Source organism: Planococcus sp. YIM B11945, assembly GCF_050864155.1.
GTDB lineage: Bacteria > Bacillota > Bacilli > Bacillales_A > Planococcaceae > Planococcus.
Map to the genome: position 1 here is coordinate 208,091 of NZ_JBOZWR010000007.1, position 21,467 is coordinate 229,557.

The 21,467-nt window shown below is 46.9% G+C and carries 18 protein-coding genes; 7 read left to right on the forward strand and 11 right to left on the reverse strand.

Features of this window, described 5'->3' with window-relative positions; genetic code table 11:
* Positions 1-4: 4 nt before the first annotated feature.
* From ACRRQV_RS14525 to helD, 5 genes are all read right to left on the reverse strand, one after another.
* Positions 5-856 (reverse strand): carbohydrate ABC transporter permease, encoded by an 852-nt coding sequence (locus tag ACRRQV_RS14525; protein WP_432532115.1) that lies wholly within the window; start codon positions 854-856, stop codon positions 5-7.
* A 5-nt stretch (positions 857-861) separates the two neighbouring features.
* Complete coding sequence (locus ACRRQV_RS14530) at positions 862-1,749, reverse strand: carbohydrate ABC transporter permease (protein WP_432532117.1); 888 nt, start codon at positions 1,747-1,749, stop codon at positions 862-864.
* A gap of 48 nt (positions 1,750-1,797) precedes the next feature.
* The gene (locus ACRRQV_RS14535; protein ID WP_432532119.1) at positions 1,798-3,078 is read right to left on the reverse strand and encodes an extracellular solute-binding protein; all 1,281 of its coding nucleotides are present in this window, start codon (positions 3,076-3,078) and stop codon (positions 1,798-1,800) included.
* 148 nt (positions 3,079-3,226) lie between these two features.
* A complete protein-coding gene (locus tag ACRRQV_RS14540) occupies positions 3,227-4,456 on the reverse strand; it encodes an ROK family transcriptional regulator (protein ID WP_432532122.1) in 1,230 nt (409 codons plus the stop codon).
* A gap of 192 nt (positions 4,457-4,648) precedes the next feature.
* Positions 4,649-6,985: an RNA polymerase recycling motor HelD gene (gene helD, locus ACRRQV_RS14545; protein WP_432532124.1), complete on the reverse strand. Its 2,337-nt coding sequence runs from the start codon at positions 6,983-6,985 to the stop codon at positions 4,649-4,651.
* Positions 6,986-7,435: 450 nt separating this feature from the next.
* On the opposite strand from helD, the gene ACRRQV_RS14550 reads away from it, so the two are divergent.
* The gene (locus tag ACRRQV_RS14550) at positions 7,436-8,737 is read left to right on the forward strand and encodes an acetamidase/formamidase family protein (protein WP_432532126.1); all 1,302 of its coding nucleotides are present in this window, start codon (positions 7,436-7,438) and stop codon (positions 8,735-8,737) included.
* A 256-nt stretch (positions 8,738-8,993) separates the two neighbouring features.
* Here the strand turns inward: ACRRQV_RS14550 and nadX are convergent, their stop codons facing one another.
* The 3 genes from nadX to ACRRQV_RS14565 all read right to left on the reverse strand — a co-directional run bounded on the left by nadX (position 8,994) and on the right by ACRRQV_RS14565 (position 11,188).
* On the reverse strand, positions 8,994-9,773 hold the full coding sequence (gene nadX, locus ACRRQV_RS14555) for an aspartate dehydrogenase (protein ID WP_432532128.1): 780 nt from the start codon (positions 9,771-9,773) through the stop codon (positions 8,994-8,996).
* A 43-nt stretch (positions 9,774-9,816) separates the two neighbouring features.
* Positions 9,817-10,827 (reverse strand): alpha/beta hydrolase, encoded by a 1,011-nt coding sequence (locus ACRRQV_RS14560; protein WP_432532130.1) that lies wholly within the window; start codon positions 10,825-10,827, stop codon positions 9,817-9,819.
* A 187-nt stretch (positions 10,828-11,014) separates the two neighbouring features.
* Positions 11,015-11,188 carry a hypothetical protein gene (locus ACRRQV_RS14565; protein WP_432532132.1) on the reverse strand — a complete coding sequence of 58 codons (174 nt, stop codon included), beginning with the start codon at positions 11,186-11,188 and terminating at the stop codon, positions 11,015-11,017.
* 160 nt (positions 11,189-11,348) lie between these two features.
* On the opposite strand from ACRRQV_RS14565, the gene ACRRQV_RS14570 reads away from it, so the two are divergent.
* Entirely contained in the window at positions 11,349-12,320 is a 972-nt protein-coding gene (locus ACRRQV_RS14570; protein WP_432532134.1) for a TRM11 family SAM-dependent methyltransferase, read from the forward strand.
* Between the two features lie 570 nt (positions 12,321-12,890).
* Here ACRRQV_RS14570 and ACRRQV_RS14575 read toward each other — a convergent pair.
* A complete protein-coding gene (locus tag ACRRQV_RS14575) occupies positions 12,891-13,955 on the reverse strand; it encodes a saccharopine dehydrogenase family protein (RefSeq protein ID WP_432532136.1) in 1,065 nt (354 codons plus the stop codon).
* A 195-nt stretch (positions 13,956-14,150) separates the two neighbouring features.
* Between ACRRQV_RS14575 and ACRRQV_RS14580 the strand changes: the two genes are divergently transcribed.
* Positions 14,151-14,867: a 3-ketoacyl-ACP reductase gene (locus ACRRQV_RS14580; RefSeq protein WP_432532138.1), complete on the forward strand. Its 717-nt coding sequence runs from the start codon at positions 14,151-14,153 to the stop codon at positions 14,865-14,867.
* A gap of 77 nt (positions 14,868-14,944) precedes the next feature.
* Here ACRRQV_RS14580 and ACRRQV_RS14585 read toward each other — a convergent pair whose 3' ends face one another.
* On the reverse strand, positions 14,945-15,934 hold the full coding sequence (locus ACRRQV_RS14585) for an aldo/keto reductase (protein WP_432532140.1): 990 nt from the start codon (positions 15,932-15,934) through the stop codon (positions 14,945-14,947).
* A 270-nt stretch (positions 15,935-16,204) separates the two neighbouring features.
* Between ACRRQV_RS14585 and arr the strand changes: the two genes are divergently transcribed.
* Positions 16,205-16,621, forward strand: a complete 417-nt coding sequence (gene arr / locus ACRRQV_RS14590) for an NAD(+)--rifampin ADP-ribosyltransferase (protein ID WP_432532142.1) — start codon at positions 16,205-16,207, stop codon at positions 16,619-16,621.
* Positions 16,622-16,695: 74 nt separating this feature from the next.
* Here arr and ACRRQV_RS14595 read toward each other — a convergent pair whose 3' ends face one another.
* The gene (locus ACRRQV_RS14595) at positions 16,696-18,174 is read right to left on the reverse strand and encodes an amidase family protein (protein ID WP_432532144.1); all 1,479 of its coding nucleotides are present in this window, start codon (positions 18,172-18,174) and stop codon (positions 16,696-16,698) included.
* Positions 18,175-18,495: 321 nt separating this feature from the next.
* Here ACRRQV_RS14595 and ACRRQV_RS14600 point away from each other — a divergent pair, with 321 nt between their 5' ends.
* The 3 genes from ACRRQV_RS14600 (at position 18,496) to nadR (ending at position 21,422) form a co-directional block, all read left to right on the forward strand.
* Positions 18,496-19,329 (forward strand): YitT family protein, encoded by an 834-nt coding sequence (locus ACRRQV_RS14600; protein WP_432532419.1) that lies wholly within the window; start codon positions 18,496-18,498, stop codon positions 19,327-19,329.
* Between the two features lie 302 nt (positions 19,330-19,631).
* Positions 19,632-20,369, forward strand: a complete 738-nt coding sequence (pnuC, locus tag ACRRQV_RS14605; RefSeq protein ID WP_432532146.1) for a nicotinamide riboside transporter PnuC — start codon at positions 19,632-19,634, stop codon at positions 20,367-20,369.
* Positions 20,370-21,422 (forward strand): multifunctional transcriptional regulator/nicotinamide-nucleotide adenylyltransferase/ribosylnicotinamide kinase NadR, encoded by a 1,053-nt coding sequence (nadR, locus tag ACRRQV_RS14610; RefSeq protein ID WP_432532148.1) that lies wholly within the window; start codon positions 20,370-20,372, stop codon positions 21,420-21,422.
* Positions 21,423-21,467 lie beyond the last annotated feature (45 nt).

The window sequence follows — 21,467 nt, forward strand, 5'->3', positions numbered from 1 at the left end:
TCCATCATCCTTTCACAGATCCTTCTGATAGGCCGCTGATGATATACCGCTGCAAAATCAAGGCGAGTATGATAGGAGGTATTGACCCTAAAAACCCTGCTGTGATTTGCAGCCCAAAATCGACCATCCCTTTTTGCGAAAACTCGGAAATGGCTACTGTCAGCGTTTTTGCGTCGTAAGTTGATGTGAAAATAGTAGCGAACATAAATTCATCCCATGAGATTAAAAAGACGAAGATAGCCGTTGCGATTAACCCTGGAGCAGACAACGGAATAATAAACCGGAACAAAAACCGGATGTGAGTTGCACCGTCCATTAAAGCGGATTCTTCCATGTCTTTAGAGATGGAACTGAAGAACCCCTGCAACAGCCAAATTACGAATGGCAAGTTAAAAATGGTGTAAATCACGATTAATGTCCCAACATTATCGATCATGCCGGCTCGGGCAAAGATGATATATAGCGGAATGAGCAAGACGATTTCCGGCACCATCCTCAATCCCAACACGGACATTAAAAGTTGGCTTTTTCCTTTAAACTGAAACCGCGCATAAGAATAAGCGGCGAACATGCCGATCGCAATGGACAGCACCGTAGTCGACAGCGAGATGACCAAACTATTTCGGAGTGCTAAGAAAAATGGCGGAGCGCCGCCGCTGTTCGCTTCTCCTGCAAATAAATTTTTATAGTTATCAAACGTGACTTCGCTCGGTATAAAATGTGTCGTTTTTGCGTTCAATTCTGTGCTTGGCGTAATGGTTGCCATAAACAGCATGTAAATCGGCAATAGCGTAAAAACGAGCACCAAGAGAACCCCGACGTAAAGAAAGAATTTTTTCAGCCGTTTTTTTCTCATTTTACCTACTCCAAATCCTTGTAGAGTAATTTGATATAGATGAAAGCAAATAACAAAACAAATAAAGACATCAAAAAGGCAATGGCTGCCCCGAAACTATACTTCCCAAACATCATCGTTTGCTGATAAGTCAAGAAAGACATAACCTGGGTGCCTTCTGCCGGCCCCCCGCCCGTCATAATGTAAATAAGGTCGAATATCTTGAATGCTTCCATTGTCCGCAGAACCAACGTGACGAGAATCGCGGGCGCCAATAAAGGAAACGTGACATTAACGAACCGCTTCCAACTGCTTGCTCCGTCTATTTGCGCTGCTTCGTACAAAGAACCCGGTATCGACTGGAGAGCAGCCAGCAGCAACAAGGCCACCAATGCCGTATTTTTCCACACATCGGCAATAATGATGGCGTTTAATGCCGAGAAGGCAGATCCAAGGAAATTGATGTATTCTCCTTCCTCGATAAAGCCAAGCTTGGCAAGCACCCCATTGATTGCACCATGATTTGGATCATAGAACCAACGCCAAAGAACCGCATTCACAATAGTAGGGAAAGCCCATGGAATCAACATGATTCCACGGACAAACCCTCTGCCGATAAATTTTTCATTTAGGATTAAGGCAATGCTCAACCCGAGGAACAACTCCAGGCCAACCGATACAAAAGTGATGTACAGCGTCCGGCCTAACGTGCTCCAAAATGTGTTGCTTGTCAGAATCTCTATATAGTTTTTAAACCCTACAAAACTCCACAATTCCGAATCGCTCAGTTTGTTAACATTTTGGGTAAGATCAATAAAACTGATAAACAAAGCATAAATGATCGGCACCAGTATCAAGCAAATAACGACAATAAAACTGGGAGTTAAGTAAAGGTAAGGCCGCAACTTCTTCATGCGCTCACTCCATAATCATTCTCTTGGGCATCCAGATGCCGGGAATGCTTATTGTTGTTTTAGTTCTTCAGCTTTTGCAGCCGCTGCATCAAGCGCTTCTTTCGGGCTCTTATCACCGATCAACGCCGCTTGCAACTCATTTTGCAGTGTTTTCGAAAATTCGTTGTAATTGACCAGAGACGGTCTCGATAATGTGTGTTCAAGCTGCTTGCCCATGTTTTCAAATTGCGGATTGCTGCCGGTCAGATCGGCATCGGTATACAAATCGCTCCAAATCGGCAGTGAGCCGGCTTCGGTGGATTGTTGTTTTTGAATATCTTTGCTTGCTAAAAACTCAATGAATTTCCACGCCTCTTCCGGATGTTCACTTTGCTGGGAAACGCCAAGATACATCGAACCAGTCGCTGTCGAAGATTCTGTGCCATTTGCTCCTGGAGTCAACGCAACTTTAATCTTATCTTTTACCGGCGAATCATCACTGTTCAATTCTCCCCAGTAAAACGACCAGCCCGAAACGAATGCTGTTTTGCCTTCCTTGAAGCTGTCCAAAATTTGTCGGTCATTGGCGCTAACTGCTGATGAATCAACTACACCATGTTTGCCCATCATATCCACCATGAATTGCAAAGCCTGCTGACCTTGTTCATTGTTGAAAACAATATTGCCTTGCTCATCCATATACTGCCCACCGTGCGATCCAAGGAATTCAGTAAAGTAGCAAACAAGTCCCTCATTTGCACTGAAGCCCCAGTTGCTCGCTTTCCCATCAACCAACCCTTTGTCCTGAAGCGCCTTGGACATTTCAACAAATTCGTCCCATGTAGCCGGTGGAGCATCATAGCCCGCTTGCTTTAATAGGTCTTCGTTGTAATAGAAAAACAGAACGTCGTTGAACATTGGCAGCCCATAGTATTTATCGTTATACTTCGTAATGTTCAAGCCGGATTCCAAAATTCCTGATTTCATATCTTCTGTAAGGTTGTCGCTGACATCTTTGATAAAGGCACCTTCCGCATATTCAGCTGTCCAAATCTCATCCACGTCCACTACGTCATAGCCGCCGCTGCTGCCGCTGTTGAAAGAAGCGATTTCTTTGTCGTGAAGCTGGTCGTACGCGACCGATTCCATGTCGATTTTAATGTCGGGATTTTGTTTTTCAAATTCGTCGATTACCCCCCCGCGGAAATCCGCAAAATCGTCACTGGATAAAACTTTGAGCGTTACTTGGCCAGCGCTTTCACCGGATCCCTCTCCCGAATCATTACCAGACTGGCAAGCCGACAAGATTAACACCGACGACAACAAAAGTGTGCTGAACATCTTTTTCATTATCCAAGCCCCCTTAAATGTATAAAAGCTATTTCAAAAAAGTTAGTAAACTTCCTTAACAAAGTGGATGTTGTAATAAATTATGAAATACTTCAAAAGATAATGCAACAAATATTTTGACTATTTAATAAACTTTTTCAAAACTCGATTACACTCTCCGAACGGGAATTTGAAACTCTTTATCAAATACAACGGCAGCCGCACTTTGCACCCCGATATTATTAGACGAACTGTTTAAAGCCGCTGGACCTTCTAGAGGCCGGATAACAACAGTGTCGAGGTTGGCAATGGTCCGTTTCTCAACCATATCCAGCAGCGGCTCGCTGATAAATGGCCAAAGCTTGTTCATTTCTCCGCCCAAGTAAATGGCTTCAGGATTAAACAAATGAATCAGATTGACTATTCCGATCCCCATATACATGCCAGCTTTTTGGACAACCTCTTTTGCAATCGGATCTTCTTTTTCTAAAGCCTCGTATAACTGCAGCGTTGTAATGGCTTCTTCGTTTTTCCACTGGCTCGTTGGACTTTTCTTTGCCAGCAGCAAAATGTCTCGTTTAATCGCTTCCAGATCTGCATGGGCTTCCAAACATCCCTGATTTCCGCATTTGCACTTTGGCCCGTCTAAACTTATAAAAGTATGGCCGAACTCTCCTGAATTCCCTTTGGATCCAAGATAGATTTTGCCGTTCGTGACAATGCCAGCACCAATTCCGATGCCCGCTTTGATGACGATAAAATTTTTCAAGTTTTGATTGTTGCCGAACCATAATTCTCTTAAAGCCATGGCTTTTACGTTATGTTCAACATATGTTTTGATGTTGTATTTCTCAGCAAACAGTTCTTTTAAATTGACCGAATTCCAATTTTTAATCGTATTTGACGAATAGACGTATCCGGCTTTCGAATCGATCTGGCCCGGTGAAGAAATGCCGATTCCCATTACCCGTTGTTCATCGATTTTTGATCGTTTAAGCAATGCATCGATTCCCTCAAACATATGCTGAATGATTTGATGTTTCGTCGTGGCCGATTCGATCGGCACGGCAATGGAATCAAGAATTTGGAGCCCCATGTTGGCAAGTGCAACGGTGATGCTGTCAGGGTTGATATCTATCCCGATCAGATAAATACTTTCTTTGTTGATTTTAATCATGACGGGCCGCCTTCCACCGCCAGAAGTGCCTAGTCCGACCTCCATGATAAAATTCTGTTCCTTGAGGTCTTCAATAATACTTGATACTGTAGGCCGTGATAATTTGCTGATTTTTGCCAATTCAGCCCGGGATACTGCTTCCTGTTTCAAGATAAGATTAAGCAAGACTTTCTGGTTGATGGTTCTCGCAAATTCCGGATTTCCTCGTATGATGTCTTTCAACTCAACACCCTCCTTTAAGAGAAACTTTGTTAAATCGTATTCTAACTTACTTTTCAGGTTTCGTGTAACTAATTATTCACGGTGCTTCACACAATAAGCTAGTTCTGCCACCCCAACACAAAAAGCGCTGCCGGTTAACCTGGCAGCGCTTTAATTGGTTAGTTAATCGCAAAATACTTGCTTGCCTTTGGATCAAGTCCGAACAAATCTTTCTTTCCACGCATCCTTCAACAGCGGGGTTGCTTCGCCGATGCTGTACAGCTGCAAATCATGCATCGCTCTTGTACAAGCCGTATAAAACGATCGGCGCAGGCGCTCATCGTCGTATACTTTCGCGGAAGCGTCGTAAATAATTACCGCATCGAACTCAATGCCTTTTGCCAAATAGGTCGGAATGACGACAATGCCCTCTTCGTATTCGGCAGTGCCGCTTTTAATAAGCTTCAAATCTTCAATGTTCGACAAACCTTCATAAGCTTGTTTGCTTTCCTCGGCCGATTTGCAGATCACGGCAACACTGTTAAAGCCGCGGCTTTTAAATGACTCAATTTTTGATTCGATGCTGCGGTGCAGGTCGTTGCGATCGGCGACTTGCGTCACTGCCGGCCATTCACCGGCGCGTTCAAACGGAATAATGTGTTCGCCGTTAGGCACGAGCTTGCGGGTGAATTCAATGATCGGTTTTGTGGAACGGTAACTGCGTGTCATGTTGATCAGTTCCGTTTGATCCGGTCCGTACAAGCTCTTCAACGCATCGAAATCGTCTTGTTCGTTTGCGTGGGCGAATATCGCCTGGTTAAAATCGCCAAGCACCGTCATTCGGGCGGCCGGGAATAAACGCTTTAAAAACTCGAACTGGAACGTTGAATAATCCTGCGCTTCGTCCACGATAATGTGGCGGATGGAGCTGTTCACTTGGAAACCTTGAATCAGTTCTTTTAAGAGCAAAAAAGGCGTCGCGTCTTCGTAAGCAAGTTTGCCTTCATCCAAATTTCTCAGCGTCACCCGGCAAATCTCTTGCCACTCTTCAGGCATTTCGCCCTCCATCCATTTGTGAATTTGGCGGGAATCCGAAAACAGCTGCTTGTAGATCGCTTTGACGTCAATAAACCCGAGCGCTTTCACATGTTTGCGCAGCGGCTTTAATTTCTGTTGGACAATCAAACGGGCCAAAGCCTCTGGCGTCACTTCGTAATCGGCCGCCGCTTCTCCGGTCAGCCCGCTTTTTTTCGCCAAGAAGTTGTGGGCTTTGTGGAATTCGTCGTCGCTGAGAAGCTCGATTTTCTCTTGGACCCACGGCTTTGCCATTTCGGCTTTGCGCGTTTCTTTTATTTTCTGAAGCAGCCAATTCTGCAAGTTCTCCAGCCGGTTGTGGAAGCGGAGCGAGGTGTCGGCTTCGTAAAACCGTTCCGCGATTTGCTGAGCAGTCACAATCGGTTTGCCTCTGAAAACTACATCTTCAAATTGCATGCCAGACAATTCCAGCGACTTCCGGTAGGATTCAATCGCGCGGAAAAAGAAACGGGACGCTTTAAACTGGATGCCTGCAATCCTTGCTTCATAAGAAGGGCTATTTGCAGCCGTTAGCACGTATTCCAATTGCTCATACGGATTTTCCAGGTGGAACTCCCCGCTCAAGCGATGGTCCAGATACTCCTGGAACGTCACTTGCTGCATATTTTCTTCTCCGAGTTCCGGCAAGACATTGGAGACGTAACTGTTGAACATGGAATTCGGTGAAAATAAAATAATTTGATCCGGCCGGAGATGCGCCCGGTATTTATAAAGCAAATACGCAATACGCTGCAGCGCGGCCGATGTTTTCCCGCTGCCCGCTGCACCTTGAACGACAAGCAGCCTGCCGCTGTCATGGCGGATGATGCGGTTTTGCTCTTGTTGAATGGTCGCGACGATATTGTGCATGTGTTTGTCGGTGCCTTTGCCCAGAACTTCCTGCAAAATTTCATCGCCGATGGTCAGGCTCGTATCGAACATCGATTGAAGCACACCGTCCCGGATCAAGTATTGCACTTTTTTCTCCAACATTCCGTTGACTTCACCTTCAGGCGTTGAATACGCAGCAGGGCCTGTTTGGTATTCATAATAGACACTTGAGACCGGCGCTCGCCAGTCGTAAACGAGAAAATCTTCGCCATCGGAATCCATGAGTGTGGAAATGCCGATGTAGACTTGTTCTTCCGCCTTTTCGCCTTCTTCCAGAAAATCAATGCGGCCGAAATAAGGAACGTCTTTCATTCGCCGGAGCTTGGACAACTTTTGCGCAGCAACTTTCTCGGTGCCTTGGTTCGCTGACAAGGCTTGCGTTTCTTGTCTTAATCCGATAATCGTCTCGAGAAAATCATCAAAACTATCGATGTTCACTTTGATTTCATCCCAAAAGTGTTTGCGGGTATAAACGAGTTCTTTTTGGCGTTGAGAACTTTCTTTTTCCAGCTTTAAAATTTGCGCCTCTATCTCCTGGACTACGCGATTTACTCGTTGCTGCTCCTGGTGAAACACTGAATCCACCCCAACCACTCCTTCAGTATTTTTCGTTTGACAAACCAAGAATTATGGCGTATAATATAAAATAGAGATAGTCTATACCAACAATAATTTATTCATATATCTATATAAATTTACCACAGATCCCCGCTTTTTTCAATGCGTTGGGCTGATTTTCTATGCTTGTCGAACCATTATATTTTTACGTTTATAATCATCCTATAAGGGTGTTTTTTATTGCCAAATTTCCGATAAAATCTCACTTTCAAACAATAAAGGCGTTGCCAAGGACCTGTCAGGGTTTAGGCAACGCCTTTTTTAGCATCCTTCTTTTTGATTTATTGAATGATCCGCTTTAGTGAAAAAAGAATGCCATCTGCTTCTTTTGATTATTTATTCAACACGACTGTTAAAGCAGCACACAACATTATATAATTTAAATAGTCAGATAATTAAATCATAAGGAGGAGCAACGTGAACAAAACTGTAGCTGAAACTCTATTCGTTAATCACTTTGTCGATGGCATTTTGGATCCGGAAAAAGAAATGTTAGGTCCTGTGAAAGATGGCGGATTTATTATTGCCAACACCGCACCGGGCTGTTGGGGGCCGATGATCACCCCAAGCATCAAAGGCGGCCATGAAGTGACGAAGCCAGTTTATGTGGAAGGGGCCGAACCCGGAGATGCGATCGCCGTCCGGATTCACGCCATTACGGTGACTTCCCAAGCAACGGCGTCCGGGAACGATCAAATGATTGCAGACCGCGCAGATGGCGATGGCTACGTAGCCGCTAAATGTTCGGAATGCGGAACGAAAAACCCGGAAACCGTCATTAAAGGCATCGGCATGGAAGCCATCCGCTGCGCAAACTGCGGAGCCGATGCCACCCCTTTTGTTTTCACAAATGGCTATACCATTTTCTTCGGTGAAAAAGGCGATGTCGGCCTCACATTGCCGCAAGAAGCAGCCGAAACAATTGCTAAAGCCGGACGCGAATACATGAGCACGCCTGAAGCTTCTGTGCAGAACCCAGTGGTGACGTTTGCGCCGCACGATTTAGTTGGCACAATGGCACGCATGCGCCCATTCCTTGGCCAATTGGGAACGACGCCATCTCGTCCAACGCCGGACTCCCATAATGCCGGAGATTTTGGTTCGTTCCTCGTTGGTGCAACTCATGACTACAAAAGCACCCAGGAAGAATTGGAGACGCACCGGACAGACGGCCACTTGGACGTCAACCGGGTGCGCGCCGGTGCTGTGTTGATTTGTCCGGTGAAAGTCGAAGGGGGCGGCATTTACCTGGGCGATATGCACGCCATGCAAGGCGACGGCGAAATAGCCGGGCATACGGCAGACGTTTCAGGCATTGCCCATCTCCAAGTGCACGTTCTGAAAGGCTTCAATATCCAAGGGCCGATCTTGCTGCCAAATATTGAAGACCTGCCCTACACGGCTAAGCCATTCACCGCAGCAGAACGGCAATCGGCCCAGCAAATCGCTGACAAATGGAACGTCACCAAAATTGAAGAATCGTATCCCGTCTCCTTCATCGGATCCGGGCCGAATTTGAACGATGCAACGGAAAACGGACTGAACCGCGCCGCTGAATTTTTCGGCGTGACCGTTCCGGAAATCATGAACCGCGCGACCATCACCGGAGCCATTGAAATCGGCCGCCTTCCGGGAGTTGTCACCGTGACATTCTTGGCGCCAGAAGAGTATTTGAGAAAAACCAATTTATTTGAGCTGGTAAAAACCCAATACGGCTGATGTAAACAACCGCCATTTCCGTAAAGGAATGGCGGTTGTTTTTTATTTCGTGCCTTCTTTCATAGTGCGTAAAGAAACCACGGCTGAAAGCAGAATAAGTGTGAATACAGCAATTAAGACATTGGCTGGCAAAGCTGGCATATAGTTTTTAAGATCAAATAATATATGGTCCAATAAACCAACTGTTGATAGAGCGATGCTGAAGAAAGATAAACGCCGCATCCGAATCTCCTTTTTATTTTAGTTGTAATAACACTCAGTTGCCGATCCTCACAGCCTGCCCTCTGTTTTGCAGCACAGCCAAAATACTCATCGCAGCCAGCAAACTCGTCTTCGGGTTGCTCGGCATCGGGTTGTTTTCGACTTGCAGCTGCATCCGTCCGAAATCCCCTTCCGCTTCGATCGTGTGGGTATTTCGTTCAACGGCCGGATCAACGATAATGCGCACTTTCGTTTTCTCGACGCCGATCCCCGCAAGCGCAAGCACCAGCGCCACATTGATATTCTTCGGAAACTTCCCAATGGCATCAAAAGCAGAACCCTCAAATATCACTTTTTCTTCGTCCGCCTCAATCCCAAGAGATGCAGGTGATTTCCGTGTAATGATCTGCACATGCTTCAATCCGCCAGCCGCTTTCGCAGATTGCAAAACGTCCAATCCACCGATCGCACCGGATGGCAAATAAACGCGGGTGCCGGCAGATTCCGCCAACGTTTTGACTTCATTCAAGAAATCGATTTCCTTAAAAACGCCAATGCTGCTGACGACGAGGTCTTTCTTACTAGCCACCACGTCTTTCACATAAAGACCTGCCGCTTCCACTGTAGCAGCCTCCACAACAATATCGACTGGCGCCTTCAGAAATTCCTGGAAATCCGTGTGAAAATCGATTCCAAACCGGTCACTCAACCCTTTGCCCACTTCCCGATTACGTCCGAAAACGGCTGTGATTTTGCCGTTAGTCAGCTGATTATGGTTTATTTGCTCCAATAAATACGACGCAATATTGCCTGTACCGATGATTCCAATATTCATGCTCGCCCTCCTCACATAAAACTGTTTTTCAGTAACATGAGATCTACTGTTTTTGCGGAGCAAAAAGATGTTCGGCCGCATGTTTGAACGATTTCATTAAAAAGCCTCGTGCCCGCTGGCTGATTTCCGCTTTCGGGTGGATGATATCAAAGCCGTGGTAAGCGCCTTTAAACAGTTTGAAATCGACCGAAACGCCCGCTTTTCTCAAGTTCTCCACGTATTGAATGGTTTCATCCCGAAACGGTTCAATGTCGCCAACAAACGTTACGGCCGGCGGCAAATTGCGGTAATCCGCTGCTCGTGCGGCTGCTCCATAGGCCGGCACATCTTTTCCGAACAGTTCACCCAAGTATAATTTCCACGCCCAATGGTTGGTATCCGAATTCCACACATAGGCATTGTTTGCCTTCGCGGATTCCGTTATCATCCGGTCATCGATCATCGGATAAAGCGGCATTTGAAACGCCAAGTTCACGTCTCCCTTGTCTCGCGCATATAGCGCAATCGCAGCCGCCAAGCCCCCTCCTGCGCTCTCGCCGCCAACCATCAATTGATCGTTCCGAATGCCCAGCTCTGTTGCATGGTTTTTCATCCATACCAACACTATGTAACAATCTTCGAACGCTGCCGGATAAGGAGCATCAATTGACAACCGGTAATCCGGTGCGACAATGACGCAATCGCTCGTCTCAATTAACCGCTTGTACATGTCCCCGCTCATCTCCGGAACGCCTTGCGCATAGCCGCCGCCGTGGATCCACAACACCCCCGGCACATTTTTCACCGGTCGGAGCGGTTTGTAAATCCGGACGCGAACGGCGGACCCATCTCTCCGTTCCACCAGCACTTCGCTGCAGTCCAAGCCTCCAACGTCGTTCCCACGGAATCGTTTATCCATTTGCTGCTTGGAATTGTGCATCGACTGGACAAATTTCTTTTCGCTCGATTTTGTCACCAGCCGGTTCAATAACATTCCTCTGAACCGTAATTGTTTATTGACCATTTTGCGGGTTACGTTCACACCATTCTCCCCTTCGCCTACTGCACGTTTCATGGTTGCCTGTATTAAATTGTAAGTTATCGTATGACAATAAAACAGCAATAAACCATCCTCAATGCAACGTATTGTCGAACTGTTTCGAGTTATTTCTACACAGATACTAAAAATAGAAAAAAACCCAAACGTGACCACTTTTTAAGCGACCAACATTTTGGGTTCAGTTAACATTTCTCTAAGTCTTTTATTTCTTCGTTTTCTCTTTTATTTTATTCGCTACGTCGTCTTTCATGACCATGGCTTTGTCTTTGTAAATTGTCGCTTTTTCTTTGTAGTCGTCTTTGTTTTCTTCCCAGTGGGCTTTGCCTTTTTCGATCGACTTGTCTTTTAGGGCGTTCAGTTTGTCTAGAAATGCCATATGAATCATCCTTTCGCTCTACCCGCCGCCTGAAGCGGCAAGTTAAACTGTTTTAAGCATAGCGTATTTTCGAGGCTTTGTCGAAAACGGCTTTTCCACAAGATTTTCTGCGGTTATTGGTATACTAAATAAATGAAACGTGAAAAAAGGACGGGATCAATTGAAAAGATTAACGCCAACAGGCGAATTTCTATACACATACGCCTATCACAACGACGAGAAGGAATTATGCCACATGGAAATGCGCGCATTTTTCGGCAAAGATACAGAAGAGAAAATTTTAAAAAGCTCGTACGGCATTGACCCGAGCAGAAGCCCATTCATCAAAGAGCGGCTTGAAGTGCTGTTTGAAGCAGCGGACTTAGCCGGCATTTTACAGCAAGCAGCTGAAGTCAATATGGAAACGGCCACATTCAAAGTCATTTTTCCGAAGATCAACGACTTGGCTTTGACGGATAAAGTCGAATACGTGGAAAAACGGGATATTGAACGGCAGATTGGCGCGGCCATCACGGGGCGTGCGGATGTCCACAATCCCGATGTCACGTTTGGGCTGATTCCATTCGGCGGGCGCTGGTATTTCGGCAACTACGAGCAAAGTGAAGCGGTCTGGTTCAAGCACCAGCAAAAACCACGAGAATATTCCACTGCGCTCAGTACGAGAGTGGCTCGCGCAGTCGCCAATATCGCGGTGCCTAATCCGGATGGCATCAAAGCGATCGATCCGTGCTGCGGCATTGGAACGGTTTTGGTCGAGGCCTTGTCGATGGGCATCGACATTGTCGGGCGGGACATCAATCCGCTGGTCGTCGACGGTTCACGGGAAAACATCGCCCATTTCGGACTGACGGGTCAAGTCGAATTGGGGCCGATCGCCGACATCACCGAGCCATACGACGTGGCCATTATCGACATGCCCTATAACCTATATACGCACGCCACACCGGATGAGCAGCAGGATATCCTAAAACATGCCCGTCCTATCACCGAAAAGCTGCTCGTCGTGACCATTGAAACGATCGACGACATGATCGAACGAGCGGGCTTTGCCATCACCGACCGCTGCATCGCCAAAAAAGGCTTGTTCCTGCGGGAAATTCTCGTTTGCGAGCGAACAGAAATTGGAGTATAAGAAAAAAGCATCGTTTCGCAACGATGCTTTTTTGCTTTTTCCGGCTCCGGAAAGTATTTTGTCGATTTTGGAAAGTATTTGGACTGTTTTGGAAAGTATTTTGGGCATTCCGGAAAGTATTTGGACTGTTCCGGACAGTAAATCCTTATTTTTCCATCTTCAAAGACATTCCGTAAAGCAATTCTACAAACCGACAGCCAATTTATGCAATAAACGCCGCCGAAACAACGACCGAACTCAACGGATGTTTTTCGCCGTGTGAAAAACTCCCGAACGGAAAAAAGGGGCTGCCTCATAACTACAAAATATAGAAACGGCTAAGAAAAGCAACACTTTTCTTAGCCGTTTCTATATTTTGCTGACGGGAATGGAAGCGGCGAAAACCATGGGCTCCTGTCTCTGCATCGCTTCGCTAGCTTCGAGACATGAAAGAGCGTTGCATCGCTTCGCTGCTTCGTCGCAAAGAATCGACCGAACTCCCTTCGGTCGATTCTTTCCTGCGCAAGCCCGCGGAAAGCGTCCGCTGAAATGGACGTCAGCCCCTTTTGGGACAGCCCCCTTTTTCTCTTCTCAAGCCGGATAAATCGTCTCTTCTTCAAATTTCCCGGAACCTGGCAACCCTTCGATTAAATCCGACCCAAATAACGCGGCAGGTGTCTGACTGCCGGATGGGAAATCGCCGTCTAACAAGCGGCTCACTGCTTCAAGCGCTCCGTAAACGGTCACATCATAGACATTCGCTGTTTGGATCCGGACGGTTTTCACAATGCCGCCTGCATTGCGTGCTTCTCCCCAAATATAGGCAGGCGCTCCGGCGCGCAAAGCTTCATCCGGACCACTTACCCGCCGCTCTACCCAGTTCTTCAAGGCTTTTTGGATAGCCGGCAGCGCAAGCAAGGAGCCCGCTCTGCTGAATAGCCGCGCGCCGAGGATGCGCGATTTGTTCATCGGAATCCATGTGGAAATGTTCGGTATGTTGGTCGTGTAAAAAGCGGTCGACACATCTCCCCACGGAATCCCAATGCTTGAACGTTTGCCTCGGCCAAAATCGATCATCCGGCGCTGGCTCCCGAGCGGCACTGGGACAATCTTGCCAGTTCTCCGCTCTGCACTGCCCGAACCCATCCCTTCGATCATCGTTTTAAACGTGCCGGGTGAAATTCCTGAATCCGAATCAAACCCGAGTGACAGACTCACCGCGTCCGGCAGCAATTCTTTCAGACGGAGCGCCGTGCAATCTGTCGGGATCACATCAAACCCGGCACCTGAACAAAGGGTGATGCCGGCCTTTTTTGCTGCTGCATCTTGCGAAAAACTGTGCTCGAACACGGAGATCTCCCCGGTAATATCCAAGTAATGCGCTCCCGCCTCGAGGCACGCCTCAATCATCGGCGCACTGGTTTTTTTAAAAGGTCCGGCGCAGTGCAGCACAAGTGCGATGTCTGACAGATTTTCAGCCGCGTTTGCATCAACCGGGAAAACCCGGGCTTCCAGCTGCAGCTCGTCGCATAACGGTTTGAGCTTATCGGGATTCCGCCCGGCCAGCACCGGCCTCATGCCGCGCTCTTTCGCTTCTCTGGCGATCAATTCGCCTGTATAGCCATACGCTCCATAAATCAGCCACTTTTTCTCCACACTGCCACTTCCTTCTCCAAAGTTTTAAGCTTTTCAAAATCATACCTGTTGCGCTGAAACCTTTCAATTCTTAAGAAAACCATTTAGTTTTGATGCAGCCTAAGAAAAGTCTTCCTGAGCTCTTCATTTGGGATTTTCCACCTTCTTTTGCTACACTGATGAATGGAACTGATTGATACTAGAGGAGCTGTTCATATGCAAAACTTAACAGGAAAAAATGCCTTAATTACAGGAGCTGGGAAAGGCATTGGCCGGGCGACTGCCATCGCTTTTGCAGCAGAAGGCATAAACGTCGGGCTTATCGGACGTACGGCAGCCAATTTGGAAAAAGTGCAAGCTGAACTTGAACAATACGGAGTGAAAACCGTATTCGCTGTGGCGGACGTTGCTGACATGGAAGCCGTCAATGCAGCAGTCGAACACATCACGGCTGAGCTTGGACCAATCGATATTTTGATCAACAATGCCGGCATCGGGAAATTCGGCAAGTTCCTTGAGTTGTCGCCTGATGAATGGAAAGGCATTATTGATACCAACTTGATGGGTGTTTATTACGTAACTCGCGCAGTGCTGCCGCAAATGATCGAACGCGCATCTGGCGACATTATCAATATTTCTTCAACGGCCGGGCAAAAAGGTGCGCCAGTGACAAGTGCTTACAGTGCGTCGAAATTCGGGGTTCTCGGACTTACGGAATCGTTGATGCTGGAAGTCAGAAAGCACAATATCCGTGTCAGCGCTTTGACACCAAGCACCGTTGCCACTGATTTGGCGTTTTCGGAAAACCTGACAGACGGCAATCCGGACAAAGTCATGCAGCCGGAAGATTTGGCTGAAGTAATGGTTGCCCAACTGAAGTTGCATCCGCGTGTTTTATTGAAATCGGCTGGCCTTTGGTCGACCAACCCGTAAATAGAAATTAATATAGAAAAAGGTTCCGGCAATCAAGCCGGAACCTTTTTCTTTTCATTATAAATTTGAATCAGCTCTTACTTCCCCGGCAAAACTGCTTTGGAAGAAATAAGCTTAGCCTCAACCAGCTCTTCCCAAAAAGCAGATGGAATGGTTGACTGCAATGCTGCTAAGTCTTCCTTAATGCGATCCGGCCGTGTGGATCCCGTAACCACGGCTTTTACCGCAGGATGGGCGGTCGAAAACTGAAGCGCGGCATCTTTTAATTTCACACCATGATTGCGTGCAACATCTGTAAACCGTTCGACCCGCTTTTTGATTTCCGGTGTGATTTCCTGATAATCAAAAAAATCGCCGCCTAACAAGGCACCTGAGTTGAAGGCTCCGCCTATCACAAGCCCGCCGCCTTTTTTCTCAGCCAACGGCATCATGCGCTCAAGGGCACGCTCGTGTTGAAGCAGCGTATATTGTGTAGCTGACAAGCTCAAATCCGGATGGGCTTCTTCCAGCTCAAGCGCCACTTCGATCGGCGTTGTCCTATTGACGCCAAGCCCCCACGCTTTAATCACGCCTTCATCACGGAGGCGGTCCAGCACACGGAATGCGCCTTTTCGTGCTTCATCAAATTTCGTAATCCATTCATCTCCCAGAAAGTCAGGAGATAAATCGTGCACATATACCATATCCAATCGGTCTGTTTTCAAGCGCTTCAAACTGTCTTCAATCGATTTCAGTGTGCCGTCTTCCGTATAATCCGTGTTGATCTTATTCTTGCGTCCGTACTCAAACAGCCCTTCTTTTTCTTCCTCTTCATCCAAAATAATTCGCCCGACCTTCGAACTCAGCAAAAAGTCGTCCCGGTTATAAGAAGACAAGATTTCGCCGAGCCGCAGTTCAGCTAGGCCGGCCCCGTAAAACGGCGCTGTGTCAAAATAACGGATGCCTTCGTTCCAGGCGGACTGGATCGTCTCCATCGCTTCTTTTTCAGGAACGTCCCGGAACATATTGCCGAGCGGGGCAGTACCTAGGCCAAGTTTGTGCTTTATCGTAAAATCGTTTTTCATCATTGGACACCTCTTTTAGATAATTGGGTTCATAAAAACGTATACAGTTATCTACCCGCTGTGAAATGGAATAAACGACGGCAAACAGACGCTTAAACTCAAAAAGCCTGCTTTCTCGATGTTGAGAAAGCAGGCTTTGATTGAATAATTATCATTCGATGTCGTTCCCTCTACCTTTATTATACCGCTAATAAAATATTATTTATAGACTACTTTTTACCAAATTCCTGTCCTATACTATTGTATACAATAAAGACACAGGAGGCAGATCATATGAATGAACAAAAAGATGTTTTGGATCCCGGCCCTTTTTTCCACGGCACAAAAGCGGCATTGAAGATTGGCGATTTGTTGGAACCGCAAAACCGGTCCAATTTCCAAGAGAAAAACTTAAGCCATATTTATTTCACGGCCACATTAAATGCGGCCAAATGGGGCGCTGAACTGGCAGCTTCCGATGCCAAAGAACGGATTTACATCGTCGAGCCGCTCGGCGAGTTTGAAAACGATCCGAACTTGACCGATAAACGCTTTCCAGGCAACCCAACACGTTCCTACCGGTCGAAATCCCCTTTGAAAATTGTTGCAGAATTAAGCACCTGGGAGCGGCATACCGATGAAGAAATCAATCATATGCTGGCTTCTTTAAAGACGATGCGTGAGCAAGGAAAGGCAACGATCATTGATTGATTTGATATTAGGCGATTCTTTCTTCTAAAAACCCCAACTTCGGCAGCACTGTCGAAGTTGGGGTTTCTTATGTCTTATTCTTGTCCATCCTTACTTCCAAAAGGCGGTTTGACCCGGCCATTTGTCGCTTGTTCAAACGCGTAGGCAAACTCGATTAATGTGGGATCACTGAATGCTCGGCCCATAAATGTGATGCCGAATGGCCCGTTTTCGTCTTCGAACCGATACGGCACAGTGATGAGCGGCATCCCGGCAGTTGCGCCGATACCGCCGCCAAAATCCTTTGGCAGCACAATGGCGGACGCCCCCAACTTGTCCAGCGTGGATTCGATTGCCCGTTCGCCTGCCAGCAGCCGTTTTCTTTTCAGCGCTTCGACGTATTCGGGTTCGTTAAGGCGCCCGGATGTTGCATTCGATTTCTCCAATTTGTCCTGCCCGTAGCGCAGCATTTGATCCGGATGTCGGTTGTGAAAAGCGATCAAATCGTCCAGCGAGCGGATCGGATTGGCAGGATGTGACTTGCCCAGGTATTCATTAATGCTCGGCTTAAACTCGAAAAACTGCACTTCGTCGCCTGCTTCTTCTTCCGCTACACCGAGGTCGACCGGATCGATGAGTTCAGCACCGAGTGAGCGAATCACATCCAGCGCTTCGTTGAACAATTCCAGTTCATTGGCCGTGATTTGTTCTTCAAACAAATGGCGAGGCACCGCCAGACGTACGCCCTGCAAGCCGTCTTTCTTCAAATGCGCCAGCCAATCATAGGACTCAAAAAATTTGGCGCCAACCGAAATTTCATCTGCGGTGTCCCATCCGACAATGGCCGACAAAACCAATGCCGCATCCGCCACGTTTTTCGCGATCGGACCGGCGACATCTTGCGAGGGCGCCAATGGAATGATGCCGCTCCGGGTCGTCAGCCCAAGCGTCGGCTTAATGCCCACCAAGCTGTTTTCATCAGCCGGATTGATAATCGAACCGGACGTTTCCGTACCGATGGACGCCTGCGCCAAACTCAAGGCAATGGCAGCGGCGCTTCCGGAACTGGAGCCGCCGATATCATAATCGCCGAACGGGTGCTTGATATGGCCCGAGCGCGAACAATAATTATCCGGCATCTCATCTGACATGATGTCCGCCCATTCCGTCATATGGGTTTTTCCGAGCAGCACCGCTCCCGCTTTTCGCAGTTTTGCCGCAACGCCCGCATCTTCCATCGCATAAAAATCCTTCAGCGCGTACGACCCTGCACTTGTATGCATTTTATCCGCAGTGCCGATATTGTCTTTCAATAAAATCGGAATGCCGTGTAAAGCCGAACGCGGTCCGGAAATTTTTCTTTCAATGTCCAAGGCTTGTGCAATATTCAACGCCTCCGGATTGACTTCAATAATGGAATTGATGTCTTGATCACGTTCGCTTATGTTTTCAAGGAACATCAAAACAAGTTCTTCAGAAGTCAGCACCCCGTCTTCCATTTCTTTCTGCAATTCCGCTATTGTCAAATCGTCCAATTTTTCAAGCCGGAAGTCTTTTAACTTATTTAAATGCATAATTTCCCTCCCTATTCTTAAGAAAATCCCCCAACCGCCCACTAATTGCTTTCTTCCTTCGCTTCCCTGACTGCGAAATCGATAAACACAGGAAAGGCGATCTCCAAGGACTGCAATGCTCAAAATGAAGACCCGCCTGTAAGCTGCCAGTGAAAAAATCTAGAGAAGCCTTCTTATGCTTTTTCAAGTTTTCCCTACAAAAACAGCCAGAATAAGGGTATATTTAATAGTTAAAGCAAAAAAGTTCCATCAAGAGATTATAGAAAAGGGGAAAACAGAGTGAATGCAACAGACAAAAAACGAAAAACGAGTAAAGGCAGAATGCTATTTAAGGCGCTGTCCATTATCACTGGAGCCTTTATTACCGCATATGGCCTGGAAGCCGTTTTAATTCCAAACAACGTTTCAGACGGTGGCATCACAGGCATCAGCATCGTCGGTTCTGAGTTATTCGAATTGCCGCTTGGCTTGTTGATTGCCATATTGAACATCCCATTTGTCTATTTAGGCTATAAACAGATCGGCCGAAGCTTCGCCATCTACTCCGTCATCGGCATTGCTTCCCTTGCCTATGCCACAACAGTCATGCACCACATTGCGCCCATCATTGAAGCCGATACCTTGCTCGTCACCGTCATCGGCGGAATCATCATCGGTTTCGGCATGGGCCTCGCTTTGCGGAACGGCGGTGCGCTCGACGGCATCGATATGCTCGCTGTGCTGCTGTCGCGCAGACTGCCATTCGGGACGAGTGATATGATTTTGTTCTTGAATGTCTTCGTCTTTATCATCGTCTCCTTCGTCTTTGGCCTGCAAGGCGCTTTCCTTTCCGGAATCGCTTATTTCATCGCATCCAAAGTGATTCTTCTGGTCGAAGAAGGGTTCAGCGGCTCGAAAACGTATAAAATTATCTCGCACGAACCGGAGCTGCTTGTGCAGACCATCTACGACCGCCTCGGCCGAAATGCTACCTATAGCCTGGTCAAAGGTGCTTACACGAACGAGGAATACAAAGAAGTCACCTGCATCATCAACCGGCTCGAAGACAGCAAAATGAAAGAAATCATTTACGAAATCGACAAAAACGCCTTCATCGCCGTTTACGATGTTGCGGAAGTCAGAGGCGGAAGCTTTACAAAACGGGATATTCACTAAGCTTTTTCTGATTAATAAAAAATAGCGCCGACTTCTCTCGTACTAGAGAAGTTGGCGCTTTTTATATTGTCGCGCTACTTGAAATTCCCAGCATACGGCTGGCTGCCGTACGGAGGAATTGATGTAGAACAAATCAAATAGATCGGCATGAATCAGGCGCATCTCCGAAGATTAAATTAGGGGGAATTAGGGAAAAACGAATGAGTAACTGTTAAGAAATGGTATGATTTACATAACAAGCAACCAAGTTAAAGCATACTAGTTATAGATTTAAAAGACCTAAAAAATTGGAGGATAAACTGATGGCCCTCACCGCCGCTGAATCAAAATCACAACGATTCTTAAAAGATTGGACTTTGTTCGAAAAAGTTTGGCTGCTCATTTTCACCGCGATTAATATTTACTTGTTTTTTGCTTGGGACGATACGCTTCTCGGGCTGATCAGTTCTCTCACCGGCATGCTGTGTGTGGTTTTGGTGGCAAAAGGAAAGATCAGCAATTATTACTTTGGCATCATTCAGACCTCTACCTATGCGTATATTTCTTTCACATACGGATTGTATGGAGAAGCAATGCTGAACGGACTTTTCTACTTCCCTGTTCAATTTATCGGATTGTACTTATGGCGCCGCAACACGATCAAGAACAAAAACAGTGTACAGGGCGAAGACGTCGTTGTTAAAACGATGAACACGCGATCCTGGCTATACACGATAATTGCTATCGTCGTTGGTACAATCCTGTATGCGATTCTGCTTCAGGCAATCGGCGGCAGGTCTGTCGGCCTTGATTCCGCAACAAATGTGTTATCCGTCACAGCGCAGATTTTCATGTTGAAACGTTTCGCTGAGCAATGGCTTATTTGGATTCTCGTGAACATTCTTTCCATCATTCTTTGGATCGTTACGCTGGAGGCAACAGGAGGCAACGATTACACATTGGTTGTGATGTGGACAGCTTTCCTTGTGAACTCCATCTATGGATATTACAACTGGAGAAAGATGGCCAAAAAACAAGGATTAGCAGAGGAGATTGTTTAGATGGAGATAGGAAAAATTGGCATGTACGGCGGCAAGTTTTTGATTATTCACCAAGGGCATGTAAGTGCCATGATTCGCGCCAGTACGATGGTAGAAGAATTGCACGTCATTCTTACTCACGACGAAGAATATGAACGCGAATTTTATTTTAAGGGCACGACCATGAAGCCGATCCCGTTCCATCAACGGCTTCGCTGGTGGAACGAACTCACGAAAGACCTTCCACATGTCAAAGTCCACGCTATTGCCGAAAAGCAGACAGGCGAATTCTACGACTGGGAGAAAGGCGCTGTTGCCATCAAGGCGGCAATCGGCAAAGAAATTGATACAGTGTTTAGTTCTGAACACGCATATGGCGAGCATTTTGAGAAGCTTTATCCGGGTGCGAAGCATGTTGTGCTGGATGCAGAACGCAAGACTTATCCGATTTCAGCTACGCAGATCCGTGAAGAAGGCGCCATGAAACACTGGGCGATTATCCCTCACGTGGTTCAGCCATATTTCGTCCGCACTGTTGTCGTAGTCGGAACCGAAAGCGCCGGGAAATCGACGTTGGTCAAGAACCTGGCTAACTTGTATAACACAAGTTATGTAGAAGAATACGGGCGCAAGTTCTACGAAAACATCGGCGCTGAAATTGCCATCGAATCCGATTTTCCGAAGATTGCCTTCGAGCATAAATATCATGAAACAGAGCAGGCGAAGCGTGCGAACAAGCTGCTCTTTATCGACACAGAAGCAAATGTCACGCAGTATTTCTCATGGGCTTACCTCGGTTACGAGCAGCCCCTATTGAATGAAATAGCGGCTCTTCAAAACTATGATTTGTGGCTCTTCCTTGAGCCGGATGTGAAATGGGTCGATGACGGCACCCGCTCATTTGGCGAACAGCAGATTCGGGAGCGCAACAACGAATACTTAAAAGCCATACTTGACCGGCAAAATATTCCTTATCATTCCATCCGCGGAAACTACAACGAACGGCTGGAGCAGGCGATCGAACTGGTAGACGAAGTGTTGGAAGAAAAGCTTTATAGCGATAGATTGGAATAAAGAACTTCCACTAAAGAAGCAGTTAAACGGTAAAAAAGGCGCTGA